The 13,807-nt window shown below is 46.6% G+C and carries 16 protein-coding genes; all 16 read left to right on the top strand.

Features of this window, described 5'->3' with window-relative positions; all coding sequences use genetic code 11:
- Window positions 1-307: 307 nt before the first annotated feature.
- Window positions 308-913, top strand: coding sequence for a class I SAM-dependent methyltransferase (locus tag Q1B04_RS19795; protein WP_299762684.1), 606 nt, complete (start codon window positions 308-310; stop codon window positions 911-913).
- Between the two features lie 53 nt (window positions 914-966).
- A complete protein-coding gene (locus tag Q1B04_RS19790) occupies window positions 967-1,809 on the top strand; it encodes a universal stress protein (RefSeq protein WP_299762681.1) in 843 nt (280 codons plus the stop codon).
- A 56-nt stretch (window positions 1,810-1,865) separates the two neighbouring features.
- Window positions 1,866-3,263 (top strand): porin, encoded by a 1,398-nt coding sequence (locus Q1B04_RS19785; RefSeq protein WP_299762678.1) that lies wholly within the window; start codon window positions 1,866-1,868, stop codon window positions 3,261-3,263.
- Between the two features lie 189 nt (window positions 3,264-3,452).
- Window positions 3,453-4,796 carry a rhodanese-like domain-containing protein gene (locus Q1B04_RS19780; protein ID WP_299762675.1) on the top strand — a complete coding sequence of 448 codons (1,344 nt, stop codon included), beginning with the start codon at window positions 3,453-3,455 and terminating at the stop codon, window positions 4,794-4,796.
- Between the two features lie 121 nt (window positions 4,797-4,917).
- A complete protein-coding gene (locus Q1B04_RS19775; RefSeq protein WP_299762672.1) occupies window positions 4,918-5,163 on the top strand; it encodes a rhodanese-like domain-containing protein in 246 nt (81 codons plus the stop codon).
- Window positions 5,150-5,350: a hypothetical protein gene (locus tag Q1B04_RS19770; protein WP_299762669.1), complete on the top strand. Its 201-nt coding sequence runs from the start codon at window positions 5,150-5,152 to the stop codon at window positions 5,348-5,350. Before Q1B04_RS19775 ends, Q1B04_RS19770 begins: the two co-directional genes overlap by 14 nt.
- 266 nt (window positions 5,351-5,616) lie before the next feature.
- Window positions 5,617-6,444 (top strand): IS5 family transposase, encoded by an 828-nt coding sequence (locus tag Q1B04_RS19765; RefSeq protein ID WP_299762666.1) that lies wholly within the window; start codon window positions 5,617-5,619, stop codon window positions 6,442-6,444.
- Between the two features lie 83 nt (window positions 6,445-6,527).
- Complete coding sequence (trxB, locus tag Q1B04_RS19760; protein WP_299762663.1) at window positions 6,528-7,517, top strand: thioredoxin-disulfide reductase; 990 nt, start codon at window positions 6,528-6,530, stop codon at window positions 7,515-7,517.
- Window positions 7,514-7,759, top strand: a complete 246-nt coding sequence (locus tag Q1B04_RS19755; RefSeq protein WP_299762660.1) for a hypothetical protein — start codon at window positions 7,514-7,516, stop codon at window positions 7,757-7,759. The genes trxB and Q1B04_RS19755 overlap by 4 nt, the downstream gene beginning before the upstream one ends.
- 15 nt (window positions 7,760-7,774) lie before the next feature.
- Complete coding sequence (locus tag Q1B04_RS19750; RefSeq protein WP_299762657.1) at window positions 7,775-8,422, top strand: Crp/Fnr family transcriptional regulator; 648 nt, start codon at window positions 7,775-7,777, stop codon at window positions 8,420-8,422.
- 157 nt (window positions 8,423-8,579) lie between these two features.
- Entirely contained in the window at window positions 8,580-9,443 is an 864-nt protein-coding gene (locus tag Q1B04_RS19745; RefSeq protein ID WP_299762651.1) for a sulfite exporter TauE/SafE family protein, read from the top strand.
- A 126-nt stretch (window positions 9,444-9,569) separates the two neighbouring features.
- Window positions 9,570-10,982, top strand: a complete 1,413-nt coding sequence (locus Q1B04_RS19740) for an MBL fold metallo-hydrolase (RefSeq protein ID WP_299762647.1) — start codon at window positions 9,570-9,572, stop codon at window positions 10,980-10,982.
- 172 nt (window positions 10,983-11,154) lie between these two features.
- Window positions 11,155-11,481, top strand: coding sequence for a rhodanese-like domain-containing protein (locus tag Q1B04_RS19735; protein WP_299762644.1), 327 nt, complete (start codon window positions 11,155-11,157; stop codon window positions 11,479-11,481).
- An 81-nt stretch (window positions 11,482-11,562) separates the two neighbouring features.
- On the top strand, window positions 11,563-12,120 hold the full coding sequence (locus Q1B04_RS19730; RefSeq protein ID WP_299762641.1) for a YeeE/YedE thiosulfate transporter family protein: 558 nt from the start codon (window positions 11,563-11,565) through the stop codon (window positions 12,118-12,120).
- A gap of 47 nt (window positions 12,121-12,167) precedes the next feature.
- Window positions 12,168-12,581, top strand: coding sequence for a DUF6691 family protein (locus Q1B04_RS19725; protein WP_068840360.1), 414 nt, complete (start codon window positions 12,168-12,170; stop codon window positions 12,579-12,581).
- Window positions 12,582-12,680: 99 nt separating this feature from the next.
- Complete coding sequence (locus Q1B04_RS19720) at window positions 12,681-13,748, top strand: MFS transporter (protein ID WP_299762632.1); 1,068 nt, start codon at window positions 12,681-12,683, stop codon at window positions 13,746-13,748.
- Window positions 13,749-13,807: the final 59 nt, after the last annotated feature.

Raw genomic sequence — 13,807 nt, 5'->3', positions numbered from 1 at the left:
GCCAGTATGAAGAATGGTTATACCAACAAGGTATGGCTGCCTAAGATAAAGTCTCCAGTAAACTATTGCAATTCCACCCGAACCTTGCTTCTTTAGCAGAAGAAGTGAGTCAGAAGCTGAAAACTGCGATAAACAAACTCTAACGGTTCCTCAACTATAAATTATAAGAAGGCTGTGCTGAAAAGTGCAGCCTTTTTTATTGCCTGGATACCTACTGTTTGAAATTAAATGGCTTGTGTAACCAATGTCACTGAACCAAGCCAGGCTAAACCCCATTTTTGTATTGATCAACATAAAAAGCATAACTATGAAAGACTTCTGGAACGACCGCTACAGCAAGGATCAGATGGTTTACGGCGCTGACCCGAACGAATTCTTCAGAGAACAACTACAGCACCTGCAGCCCGGTAAGCTGTTGTTGCCGGCCGAAGGAGAAGGTAGAAATGCAGTGTATGCGGCTCTGAAAGGCTGGCAGGTTACGGCATATGATTTCAGCAAAGCAGGTTATAAAAAAGCTACAGCACTGGCAGAACAGCGCGGTGTAACTATAAACTACCAGGTAACAGATGCAATGAATTTTGACTGTAAACCTGAGAGCCAGGATGCGGTGGCACTGATCTACGCCCACTTCCCGCATGCGCTGCGGCAAGAACTGCATCAGATGGTGATCAAGTGGCTAAAGCCAGGCGGTACAGTTATACTGGAAGCTTTTCACCCGAACCAATTGAGCTATAGTTCCGGCGGGCCTAAAGATGAGAATATGCTTTACTCTGCCGAAAAGTTACAGGATGACTTTAATATGCTGGAGATTAGACAACTAAGTGAAGTAGAGATACAGCTGAGCGAAGGCACTTACCACAGCGGTGCGGGCTATGTAACCAGAATGGTAGCTCAAAAGAAGGCGAATATATAAGAGAACATAATAAGCAAACAACTAAAACATAAAGGCTGACAGCCACTACTCAAATGAATAACACATTGAACATCATGGTGCCGGTTGACTTTACACCGGTGTCGTACAGAGCGATCGAATTCCTGGCTTTTCTGATGGACAAGACACCCATCAACACACGCCTGGTGCATGTAATAGAAGTAAACTCCGCTGAATGGGCCGGCTCTGTAGATGCATCAGAAACAGTAAACAAAGGCGAAATAAAGCAAAAGCAACAACTGGCTGAACAGATGTTTACAGATCTGAAACAGCATGTTGATTTCAGGTTCACCAGTGAGATCTTGTTTGGTGGGTTAACAACTAAGCTCACTGATTATGCCAACAATAACAATATTGATTTGGTGATTATGGGTACAGACGGCGCTGATGGCTGGCTGGAGAAAGTATCAGGCTCAGAAGCGCAGCATGTGGTTAGGTACACCAACGTTCCGGTTATCACCGTCCATAAACATGCAGCCATCACGCCTATCCAGAACCTGTTGTGGGTAGCAGACTTTGAAGTAGAAAAGCAACCAGAGCAAAGTGTAGCCACTATAAAAATGCTGCAGCAGCTCTTTAACGCAAAGCTGCACCTGTTGCAGATCGTAGACAAAGGAGATGAAACCAGGTTAAACCAACTAAAAGGTAAAATGCAGGATTTTGCGGAGCAGCTGAACTTACAAAATTACGAACTACACCTGCACCACAACTATAAAGTACCGGCCGGTGCCCGCAGCTTTAACGAAGTATCCGAAATGGACCTGGTATTGATAGGCACGCATGGCAGAAAAGGCATCAGTCACTTGTTCTATGGCAGTGTTGCTGAAACGCTGGTAAACCACTGCATCCGCCCTCTGATGACCTATCATCTTAATTGATATCCTTTCTCTTCAATGTGCAGCTCAGGCTGCACAACTTTTTTTCACCAAACACAATGCGTAAAAGATTTAAACTGGCGGCTATGCTTGCTGCCAGCATTGGCTGGGGTACGGCTTCTGCCCAGAAACATCACAAAGCACATCAACCAGACACTGTACAGGTAAACAGCGTGCAGGAGCTTTTTACAAAAGGCACCGTGCATGGGCATGTACGAAATTACTTTATGGCTACCTTAAACCACAAAGAACTATCTGATAACTACACTAATGCCATCGGTGCAGAAATAGCTTATAAAACAGCCCCATTTCATAGGTTCACCGTAGGGTTTGCAGGTCTGTTTACCTATAACTTGTTTTCTTCCGGCATGGCACATCAGGATCCTGTAACAGGCAAACTTCCTAAGCTGGAACTAGAGCTTTTCGATGTAGAAGACCCGGAAAATAAAGCTGACCTGGACCGCCTGGACGAGCTATACCTAGAGTATAAAGCAGATTGGCTGCACGCAAAGGCTGGTCGGTTCAGCTTCACTTCTCCCTTGATGAACCCGCAGGATACCCGTATGAAACCTTACTCCTTTCAGGGTATCTGTCTTCAATTTCCAGTACAGGAAAAAGCATTGCTGACGCTTGCCTGGTTTGATCATTTCTCCCCCAGAAGTACAGTAAAATGGTTTAAAGCGGGTGAATCCATAGGTACTTTTCCTGCGGGTGTTGATGCACAAGGCAATCGATCCGGTTATGCACACCATACTGAAACAAAAGGTGTTTCAGTAACAGGTTTACAGGTAAATACAGGGGCTGTTAAGCACAGCATTACTGCTGAAGTATGGAACTACTGGATCGAGAATGTTTCGAACACCAGCTACGGCCGGACAACTATAGAAATTGTGCCGCAAGTAAAAGCAGGTATAGAAGGCCTGTACCAGGTGCAGGCAGGCAACGGGGGCAACTCAGAAGAAACGCTTACCTATTTCCCTGATCAGCAACAATGGCTGGTAAGCGGACAAATAGCTTATGAACCAAATAACTGGAACATGTCGCTCAATTACCTGCACATAGATGGAAACGGGCGCTTCTTGTTTCCACGAGAATGGGGCCGTGAGCAGTTCTTCGCCACACTCTCCAGGGGCAGAATGGAAGGCACAGGTAAATCAGACCTGTTTGTAGCGAAAGTAAAAAGACAATGGTCTGATAGGCTATCTATAGAAGCAGCTGCTTCCAAAACCTGGATGCCGGCCCCTGAGAACTATACGCATAACAAGTATGGAGCCGTTCCTTACATTGGCTGGTTAGCCGACATAAACTATAGCCCGGCAAAACCTGTGCTGAGAGGACTAAGCTTTCGGTTACTTTATGTAGGAAGAACATCGCCTGGTACAGACCTGCCGCTAGAAGCTATGTATTACACTACCAACTTCCATAATGTAAACTTTGTCACGCAGCTCAACTTTTGATGTACAAATCAGAAGAGCTCATTGGCTGCTTTTCAGCAATTAACATGCAGTAGTCCCATACAACTATAGGTATCAGACTATAAGTTAATACAGTACAATAAGTTATGTGACAAACATCACTGAACCTAGGTATTGTATACTTTAATTTTGTATCAGAATTTAGTTCAATCATAAAATAGCAGAGAACCTATGAAAATTAAACAGTTTGAAGACAAGGGCTTAGCCCACTATGCATACGCAATCTTGAGCGAGAGCGCAAAGGAAGTAATATTGATTGACCCGGCCCGCGATCCGCAGCCATACTATAGTTATGCCAAAGAGCACAATGCAAAAATTGTAGGTGTGATAGAAACGCACCCGCACGCGGACTTTGTAAGTTCGCACATGGAGATACACCAGAAAACCGGAGCTACTATTTACACCCACAGCATGGTTGGTGCCGATTACCCGCACAAAGCTTTTGACGAAGGCGCAGAACTACAGCTGGGAGAAGTAAAACTAAAGTCATTGCACACACCAGGCCACTCCCCTGACTCCATCAGCATTGTGCTGGAGCACGAAGGCAAAGATAAAGCTGTGTTTACAGGTGATACCTTGTTTATTGGTGATGTTGGTCGCCCGGATTTGCGTGAGAGTGCTGGTAATGTAACGGCTAAACGTGAAGAACTCGCCCGCCAGATGTACAAGAGCACCCGCGAAAAACTGATGAATTTAGCCGATGATGTGGTGGTATATCCGGCACATGGCGCAGGCTCGCTTTGCGGTAAAGGCCTGAGCGATGCCAACAGCAGCACCATCGGCGACGAGAAGCTGGGTAACTATGCCCTGAAGCCGATGAGTGAAGACGAGTTTGTAAAAGTGTTGACTGAAGACCAGCCTTTTGTACCAAAATACTTTGGCTACGATGTGAGCCTGAACAAACATGGCGCACCTGACTATAAACCAAGCGTGGAAGGTGTGGTAAAACTAGAGAAGAACTATACCCCGGAAGATGGTGCTGTGATCGTAGATGCCCGCTCAGAAAAACTGTTCAAAAAAGGACACTACAAAGGCGCCATCAACATCCAGAACGGTGGCAAGTTTGAAACATGGCTTGGATCTATAGTTGGCCCGAACGAAAGCTATTACCTGGTAGGTGAAAGCGACGAACAACTGAACGAACTAATCTCTAAAGCTTGCAAGATTGGGTACGAACTGCTGATAAAAGGGGCTTTTGTAAACGACAAGCAGGATGGCGAAACGAGCGACAACTTTGACAGATCAGCTTTTGAAGAAAGTAAAGATGACTACACCATTGTAGACATCCGAAACGAATCAGAAGTAAAAAGTGGTAAGTTCTTTGACAATGCCATCAGCATTCCGTTACCAGAGCTACGTGAAAGAGTAAAGGAGATTCCGACCGACAAACCGGTGGTAGTGCATTGTGCCGGCGGTTACCGTTCCGCAGCGGGTAGCAGCATTGTAGAATCTGCCCTGCCAGATGTGAAGGTGCTGGACATGAGCGAAGCGGTTACAGAGCTTATAGATAAGTAAATTACAGCGGAGACCCTGCTCAAGGGGCTCCTGCCTACCTTAACTATCAAAGATTATGAACTATAAAGATATAACCGGAGAAGAGCTGAAGAAGCTACAGGAATAACAGCCTGATGCCGTTGTGGTAGATGTTCGTACTTCAATGGAAGTAAGCCAGGGTAATATACCAGGCGCACAGGTAATAGACCTTATGGATGCCCAGTTTTCGCAAAAGGTAGAAGCACGTGATAAAGACAAGCCGTATGTGTTTTATTGCCGGTCAGGCAACAGAAGTGCGCAGGCATGCAACTATATGGCAGGGCAAAGTTTTACGAAACTGTACAACCTGAGTGGGGGCATCGGTAACTGGCCTTATGAAACTGAATAAGCTTTCGCTTAATGCCGCTACTAAACTGGTATTGAGCATGACTGTTGGTGCCATCCTAGGTTATTTGTTTTACGCCTTTCATGGGTGTAACGGTAGCTGTATGATCAGTTCTAGCCCCCTGAACAGCACGCTTTATGGTACTGTGGCAGGAGTCATCCTATCCAGAAGATTTATAGCTAAGAAGTAAAGAATAATAAGACAACTGCCTGTACTATGTTGGTACAGGCAGTTTCTGTTTTAAGAAGTTGCTGTAGGTATGAAGTAACTTCAATATTCTTTCCCCTTACCTGTTAGTGACAAAAATCACAGACAGCTATAGCTTAAAATCTTTCCTTTGTAAAGTATGACAGTTTGCTTTTATAAGCTGAAGCTGTTTAGAGTTTAAAGAAACTGCCAAAGAATTAGAAGTGTACAAGAGTTTGCAGACTCACTTTTACACCTTACTCTAACTCCATGGCAGCTCTAGATGAAGATACGATAAATCGCTGGATAGTTCCTTTTTTAAGTAAGGGCAAGAGGAGGCCCAGGCTACATGCAGCCCCATCAGAGATAGTGTCAGCCATTTTATACCGGCTCAAAACAGGCTGCCAGTGGCGCGAGCTCCCCTTGAAGGAGTTTTTCCAGGGACAAGGGCTGAGTTGGCAGGGTGTCTACCATCATTTCCAGGAATGGATAAATGACGGCAGCTTCAGGCGGGCATGGGTTTGCCTGCTCAAGAGGCACCGTAGGCTGGTGAACCTGTCGAGTGTGCAGTTGGGCGGCAGCCAGACGGTTTGTAATAACAGAGGCGAGTGCATCGGCTATCAGGCCAGAAAAGCGGCCAGAACCTGCAACAGCCTGTTTCTTGCCGACGACACGGGTACGCTGCTGGCCTGCTCCTGCCCTGCGGCCGGCAACCACCATGACGCGTTTGAGATCGAGCAGGCCTTTGGCGAGTTGACTCAGATGCTCTCTGAGGCCGGGCTGGCAGTAGAAGGACTGTTCTTGAACGCTGATGCAGGCTTTGACTCACAGGAGTTCCGAAGCATCTGTTCAAGCTACAAGGTAGAGGCCAACATTGCCTTCAACCCCAGGAACGGGACGATGGGAGAAGAATACGTGTATTTTGACCAGCAGCTCTATAAAAGAAGAAACGTGGTGGAGCAAGCCTGCGCTTGGCTTGACAGCTTTAAGGCGCTGCTGGTGCGCTTTGAAACTAAAGCCAGCAAGTGGAGGGCCCTCCAATTGCTGGCTCTTACAGTGCTTTTTGCTCGAAAAATTAAAAGATGGGAAAAACTCTAAACAGGTTCGCTGCTGTCATCACCTGAACATTTAAGATTTTATAATCAAGATAAGAAAGCATCTTACAACAGTAAGGAATACATATGGAAACAGAAAAGGTAAAAGTTTTGATAATTGGTTCCGGTCCAGCTGGGTATACTGCTGCGATCTATGCTTCCAGAGCCGGCCTTAAACCTGTATTGTATCAGGGCTTGCAGCCCGGTGTACAGCTGACCATCACAAACGACGTGGAAAATTACCCCGGCTACCCGGACGGCATCAATGGTCCGCAAATGATGGAGGATTTTAAGCGACAGGCGGAGCGCTTTGGTACTGACGTACGCTATGGCACCGCTACTGCTGTCGATTTCTCTTCTAAACCCCATCAAGTAACGATAGACGACCAAAAGGTAATAGAAGCTGAAGCAGTTATTAACTCTACCGGAGCATCTGCCAAATGGTTGGGCCTTGATTCTGAGGCGCGCCTGAATGGCAGCGGCGTATCGGCATGTGCCGTGTGCGATGGTTTCTTCTATCGGGGACAGGATGTGGCCATCGTTGGTGCGGGAGACACGGCGGCTGAAGAAGCAACGTACCTGGCCAATCTGGCTAACAAAGTATACATGATTGTGCGCCGCGATGAGATGCGTGCCTCTACCATTATGCAGGAGCGTGTATTGAAAACCCGCAACATAGAGATCCTCTGGAATACAGTAACAGATGACATCCTAGGCGAGCATACTGTGGAAGGAGTCAGGTTAAAGAACACTGTTACTAACGAAACGCGGGAAATACCAGTGAAAGGTTTCTTTGTGGCCATTGGCCATAAACCAAACTCCGACATATTTGTCGATTACCTGAACCTAGATGAGAACGGCTATATCCGAACGATACCAGGTACATCCAAGACAAACATTAATGGTGTTTTTGCCTGTGGCGACGTACAGGACTTTACGTACCGCCAAGCTGTAACGGCAGCTGGATCAGGCTGTATGGCGGCGCTTGATGCGGAACGCTACCTGGCAGCGTTAGAGCCAGAGGATGCAATAGAACAGAATCAGGATACAACGCCCAGCTTTTCTGAAAAGGCATGATAAAGACTCTAAAGTATCAACTCCTGACTGGCTGGCACCTGGCCCGCAGGATTCGTCTGGCGCTAGGTACAGTACTGCTGATACAGGCTATTGCGGCAAGCGATATGCTCGTTGGTGCATTCTCCATTTTGCTTTTCGGGCAGGCTCTTACGAATACAGGCTGTTGCGGACCATCAGGCTGTAACGTGCCCCTGCCTAAACAACACAAAAAAGATACCACCGGACCTGTTGAACAGGGATAACGTAAAGGATAAAATATGGAAAGTCTTGATAAAGAAACGTTACTGCAGAAGTTCTCACAGTTAGAGCAGCCCCTGCTGGAGGAGATACTGCTACAAAGCACCTTTAAGCACCTGAAAGAAGGTGAAGAAGCGTTGCGCACCGGCCAGTACATTAAATCAACTGTGCTGCTTTCTAAAGGTCTGCTGAAAGTATACCGCGAAGACGAAGAAGGTAATGAGTTTTTGATGTATTACTTGGAACCAGGGAATGCCTGCGCCCTTTCGATGATGTGTACCGCCCGCAACGAAAAGAGCCTAATCATGGCAAAAGCAGTGGATAAGTCCGAGGTTATCCTGATACCATCGCACCTGTCAGAGCTGTGGCTGGCCAAGTATAAAACCTGGCACAACTTTGTGATTGCTTCTTACCGCCAACGCTTTGAAGAACTCCTGCAAGCACTGGATAGCATAGCATTCAAAGCCTTAGACGAGCGACTTGTTTTTTACCTGCGACGCCATGTAAAAGTAAGCGGAAACGAAATAAAACTATCGCACCAGCAGATTGCCAATGAGCTTAGCAGTTCCCGGGAGGTGATCTCCAGGCTGCTGAAAAAACTAGAGCAAACCGGGGCAATCACGCTGCATCGAAATTACATCGAAGTACATGACCTGGATATAGTTTAGTTAGAAAGATAAAAGTAAAAGGCGACCTGAGGAATTCTTAGGTCGCCTTTATTTTTAGCCCTTTTAAAGTAATTTTTCCTGTGTGACAACGGTCACTGTACTCCCTATCAAGTCGCCCTACTTTTGTATCAGAAATTAAGATAAAACTTTTAAGAAAATGGAAATACTTGGTTACATCGCTGCTATGCTTATTGGCTTATCACTTGGTTTGATCGGGGGTGGTGGCTCTATTCTTACTGTGCCGGTGCTGGTTTATTTGCTTGGCCTTAGCCCGGTTATCTCAACTGCCTACTCCTTGTTTATAGTTGGCCTAACCAGTTTAGTTGGGTCATATAAATTTTACCAGAAAGGCTTGGTGAGCCTGAAAACAGCTGTTGTGTTCGGCTTGCCGTCTATAATTGCTGTATACCTCACGCGGCGGTACCTGGTACCGGCCATACCTGAAAATTTATTCACAGTAGGTGATTTAGCCATAACGAAGGGGGTGCTATTAATGCTCTTGTTTGCCGGCTTGATGGTGTTTGCTTCCATCTCTATGATTAAAAAGAAAAAAGAAGCGACGGCTGAAACAGCCGATGTGGTGGATGAGAACATTGATACCGAACTGGATTTAGAGCACACGGACCCAAAGGAAGTGCACCCTAAACCGAAGTTCAACTATGGCGGCATTCTGGCTGAAGGCCTGGTAGTGGGTACATTGACAGGTCTTGTTGGTGCAGGAGGTGGCTTCCTGATTATCCCGGCGTTGGTATTCTTCAGTAAGCTGGATATGAAAATGGCCGTAGGTACGTCGCTGCTCATCATAGCCGTAAAATCGCTGTTCGGCTTTCTAGGTGACGTATTCAATTATGAAATTGACTGGTCGTTCCTGGGCATTTTCTCTGCTATTTCTATCGTCGGCATCTTCATTGGGTCTTTCCTGTCCACTAAGATACACGCCGACAAGCTAAAAACCTCTTTTGGATGGTTTGTGCTCATGATGGGCATCTACATCATCATCAAAGAAATATTTTTCGCTTAAATCCGGCGGCGTGATATAAGTCACAGACACAGGCTACAGTAATTCCGAAATTTGTAATGTCATAAAGGTAAAAGGGTGACAACAGTACTTAGAAACTAAAAAACAAAAACTATAAAATTAGCTACCATGAAAGTAGAACAGATTTATACCGGTTGCCTGGCACAAGGTGCTTACTACATCGAAAGCAATGGCGAAGCTGCAATTATCGACCCGCTGCGCGAAATAAAACCATACTTGGAAAAAGCAGAAAAAGACAATGCCACTATTAAGTATGTATTGGAAACACACTTCCATGCTGACTTCGTTTCAGGTCACGTAGATTTAGCTAAAGCTTCGGGTGCCACGATCGTATTCGGACCAAATGCCAAGACTACCTATGACGCCTACATCGCTCAGGATGGTGAAGAATTGAAAGTAGGTAATGTCGCTATAAAAGTACTGCACACCCCAGGCCATACGATGGAATCTACCACTTATCTGCTGAAAGATGAAAACGGGATTGACTATGCGCTCTTCTCGGGAGATACCTTGTTTATCGGAGACGTAGGACGTCCGGACCTTGCTGCAAAATCTGACTTAACACAAGACCAACTGGCAGGCCACCTGTATGACTCGCTGCGCAACAAGATCATGACGTTGGCGGATGACGTGATCGTTTACCCGGCACACGGGGCGGGATCGGCTTGCGGCAAGAACATGAGCAAGGAAACAAGCGATACACTGGGCAACCAGAAAAAAACGAACTACGCCCTTCGTGCCGATATGACTAAAGAAGAGTTCATCAAGGAAGTGACAGATGGCCTGACACCGCCGCCAAGTTATTTCCCGCTGAACGTGATGATGAACAAGGAAGGCTACGACAACATCGAAAACGTACTGGAACAAGGCCTGCAGGCCTTGTCGCCGGAAGCGTTTGAAGCGGCAGCCAACGAGACAGGTGCCCTGGTGTTGGATACTCGAAGCCCGGAAACATTTGCAGCAGGTTTTATACCGAATGCAATCAATATTGGTATAGATGGCGGCTTTGCCCCATGGGTAGGCACGTTGATCCCGGACATCAAACAGCAGATATTGCTGATAACTGATGAAGGCCGTGAAGAAGAAGTAGTGACCCGTTTAGCACGCGTAGGTTACGACTATACTATCGGTTACCTGAATGGAGGAATGGATGCCTGGAAGCAGGCTGGCAAAGAAGTAGACGCTATCAACTCAATATCAGCAGAGACATTTGCACAGCGTTTTGAGCAGGATAATGCTATCAAAGTTGTAGATGTGCGCAAGCCGGGCGAGTTCCAGGCAGAACACGTGGAAGCAGCACAATCAGCCCCATTAGATTACCTGAATGAGCATTTGGCTGAGCTGCCAAAAGATGAGACCATGTACCTGCACTGCGCTGGCGGTTACCGCTCTATGATCGCAACTTCTATCCTGAAAGCCAGGGGCTATGAGAATGTGGTGAATGTGGCTGGTGGTTTTAAGGCTATTGCTGAGACCAGCGTACCCAAAACTGCTTTTGTTTGCCCGAGCACGCTAAAGTAGTTTCTTATAGTTAAAGACCCTTGAAGAGCTGGCGCAGTGCGATGCTGCGCCAGCCTTTGAGTTTTAGAGAACTTCTCTTCCCTGCGTGACCAAAGTCACAGACAAAGGCTGTTATTATCCCGACCTTTGTGCTATCATAGAATTTCATCACGCATTTAAAAGATTAAGAGCCATGTTTAACATATTCGGATCAAAGCCCAAAAACTACGAAAACCTGGACGGATCAACCTTCAAAACCAGGTACCAGAACGCAGCCAAAGCAGAGCTGCTGGATGTGCGTACAGCCGGTGAATTTGCCGGAGGTTCTATCAAAGGTGCTAAGAACCTGGATGTATCATCTTCACAGTTTCAGCAGGCACTTAAAACGATGGACAAAAATAAAGAGTACTTCGTGTTCTGCCGCAGCGGAAGTCGCAGCGGTTCTGCCTGCAACATCATGAGCAAAGAAGGCTTTAAAGCCTATAACCTGGCAGGCGGTATCGGTGCCTGGCCAAGATAATAAAGTATAAAAATGAAAGAGTGGGGAGTTTGAAAACAGGCTCCTGCCCTATCTTCTAAACCAAAATTAAAAGATTAATAAATGTTAGAGTTTTTAAGTCAACCGTGGCCATGGTATACATCGGGTATTGTGATAGCCTTTGTTATGGTACTGCTGTTGTTCTTTGGGAAATCATTTGGTGTGTCAGCCAATCTGCGTACGATCTGCTCTGCCTGCGGGGCGGGTAACAATGTGAAGTTCTTCGATTTTGACTGGCGTTCCCAGACCTGGAATCTGTTGTTTCTGGTTGGTTCTGTTATCGGTGGTTTTGTCTCTGCTGAATTTTTATCAAATGGTGAGATCGTACAAATTTCACAGGCCACTATTCAAGACTTAAGTGCGCTTGGTATATCTGCTCCTGATGACCTACAGCCGGAAGAAATCTTTAGCCTGGAAGCTGCCTTTACGCTCAAAGGTTTCCTGATTCTGTTGCTCGGTGGGTTTGCCATAGGCTTCGGAGCACGATATGCCGGGGGTTGTACTTCGGGCCACGCGATCAGTGGGTTGTCAAACCTGCAGCTGCCCTCACTTATCGCTGTTATCGGTTTCTTTATTGGTGGCCTGATCACTACCTGGATCTTGTTACCGGTCATTTTCTAGAGAAGCACCCATTAAAAAGCCATTGTTAAAACAAAGAATTAAATACCGTGAGAGGATTAAAATTTATAATTGCCGGCATCTTGTTCGGTATCGTGATGAGTAAATCGGAAGCCATATCGTGGTTCCGTATCCAGGAGATGTTCCGCTTCCAATCGTTCCACATGTATGGCATCATAGGTACAGCCGTAGTACTAGGCGTAATTATTACCTATGTGATCAAGAAATATAAACTGCGTGATTACCAGGGCAACCCAATCGTCTTTACACCAAAGGAAATGTCTATTCCACGTTACCTGATCGGGGGCACCATCTTCGGACTGGGCTGGGCCTTAACTGGGGCTTGTCCGGGACCGATGTTTGTGAATATTGGATATCAGTACTGGGCGATCCTGATAGCGGTAGGTGGAGCCATAGCAGGCACATATCTGTATGGCGCTATCAAAGACAGACTACCGCATTAAGAAATTGGCTAAGAGTTGAGTGTGTTGTGAAAGTCACGGGCATAACTGCCGGTGGCTTTCTGACGTGTTAAAAGGCAAGGCATAAACTACAGTGTCAACATGGCACAACCATCGGAAACAAAGCTCGGCTTACGGGAGAATGCAAGGCGGTTCTGGCTGTTGGTGCTCGTAAACGGCTTTGTGGGCGCGATGGTAGGTTTGGAGCGCTCTGTGATACCGGAGTTTGCCGAAACAACTTTCGGGATAAGCGGACACACAGCGCTCTTGTCGTTTATCGTGGCTTTTGGGCTGGCGAAATCGGGTGCTAACCTGGCGATGGGCAAGCTGTCCACCAAGTATACCCGCCGGCAGCTGCTGCTGATAGGCTGGATGTTTGCCCTGCCCGTGCCCTGGCTGCTGCTGTTTGCCGATGCCTGGTGGTGGGTGATCTTTGCAAATTTACTACTAGGTATCAACCAAGGATTGGCATGGTCGGCTACTGTAGTGATGAAAATTGACCTGGTGGGTGAAAAGAACCGTGGCTTGGCCATGGGCATCAATGAATTTGCCGGCTACCTGGCAGTCGGGCTGGTAGCGTTTCTGGCAGGCTACATTGCCTCTACAACAGGCGAAGTAACTTATGCTTTTATTCCGGGTATTGCTTTCTCCATCATTGGCTTATTACTGACGGTGTTCCTGGTGCGTGATACGCACAGCCATGTACAGACGGAAACAAAGCAGACCAACATCCCGCTGCTACAAAACATCTGGAAAGACACTACCTGGCGCCATGGTAATTTGGGTTCTGTTACGCTTAACGGTTTTGTGAACAACCTGAACGATGGCATCCTGTGGGGACTATTACCGGTACTGTTAAATACAAAAGGATATTCCCTGACCGAAACTGGTTTGCTGGCAGGTATTTACCTAGTCGTGTGGGGGTTGGGCCAGTTGGTAACCGGAAAGCTGTGTGATTTGCTTTGCAAAAAGCAGTTACTGAGTATGGGCATGATGATTCAGGGTGTGGCGATAGGCCTGCTTTTATTTGCCGGCTCTTACCCTATTTTGGTTTCGGCACTCGTTCTATTGGGTGCAGGCACGGCCTTGGTTTATACTAACTTTTTATCGGTGGTGGCCGAGAACACGCACCCAAGCCAGCGACCGCAGAGCCTAGAAGCTATCTCATAAATATGGACCTTCCTTAGGGGGTATTTGTTTATCTGTCATGAAGCTTACAGATAAACAAT

This window comes from uncultured Pontibacter sp., from assembly GCF_947495565.1.
Lineage (GTDB): Bacteria > Bacteroidota > Bacteroidia > Cytophagales > Hymenobacteraceae > Pontibacter.
The sequence above is the reverse complement of the archived record's forward strand: the minus strand, read 5'-3'. Positions and strand labels throughout refer to the sequence as shown.

What these genes read in the sequence shown, in the direction of transcription:
- Q1B04_RS19790 (WP_299762681.1), top strand. Translation starts at nt 967, where the DNA reads ATGAATAACACATTGAACATCATGGTGCCGGTTGACTTTACACCGGTG.
- Q1B04_RS19720 (WP_299762632.1), top strand. Translation starts at nt 12,681, where the DNA reads ATGGCACAACCATCGGAAACAAAGCTCGGCTTACGGGAGAATGCAAGG.
- Q1B04_RS19735 (WP_299762644.1), top strand. Translation starts at nt 11,155, where the DNA reads ATGTTTAACATATTCGGATCAAAGCCCAAAAACTACGAAAACCTGGAC.
- trxB (WP_299762663.1), top strand. Translation starts at nt 6,528, where the DNA reads ATGGAAACAGAAAAGGTAAAAGTTTTGATAATTGGTTCCGGTCCAGCT.
- Q1B04_RS19750 (WP_299762657.1), top strand. Translation starts at nt 7,775, where the DNA reads ATGGAAAGTCTTGATAAAGAAACGTTACTGCAGAAGTTCTCACAGTTA.
- Q1B04_RS19730 (WP_299762641.1), top strand. Translation starts at nt 11,563, where the DNA reads ATGTTAGAGTTTTTAAGTCAACCGTGGCCATGGTATACATCGGGTATT.
- Q1B04_RS19740 (WP_299762647.1), top strand. Translation starts at nt 9,570, where the DNA reads ATGAAAGTAGAACAGATTTATACCGGTTGCCTGGCACAAGGTGCTTAC.
- Q1B04_RS19795 (WP_299762684.1), top strand. Translation starts at nt 308, where the DNA reads ATGAAAGACTTCTGGAACGACCGCTACAGCAAGGATCAGATGGTTTAC.
- Q1B04_RS19765 (WP_299762666.1), top strand. Translation starts at nt 5,617, where the DNA reads ATGGCAGCTCTAGATGAAGATACGATAAATCGCTGGATAGTTCCTTTT.
- Q1B04_RS19745 (WP_299762651.1), top strand. Translation starts at nt 8,580, where the DNA reads ATGGAAATACTTGGTTACATCGCTGCTATGCTTATTGGCTTATCACTT.
- Q1B04_RS19785 (WP_299762678.1), top strand. Translation starts at nt 1,866, where the DNA reads ATGCGTAAAAGATTTAAACTGGCGGCTATGCTTGCTGCCAGCATTGGC.
- Q1B04_RS19780 (WP_299762675.1), top strand. Translation starts at nt 3,453, where the DNA reads ATGAAAATTAAACAGTTTGAAGACAAGGGCTTAGCCCACTATGCATAC.
- Q1B04_RS19770 (WP_299762669.1), top strand. Translation starts at nt 5,150, where the DNA reads ATGAAACTGAATAAGCTTTCGCTTAATGCCGCTACTAAACTGGTATTG.
- Q1B04_RS19755 (WP_299762660.1), top strand. Translation starts at nt 7,514, where the DNA reads ATGATAAAGACTCTAAAGTATCAACTCCTGACTGGCTGGCACCTGGCC.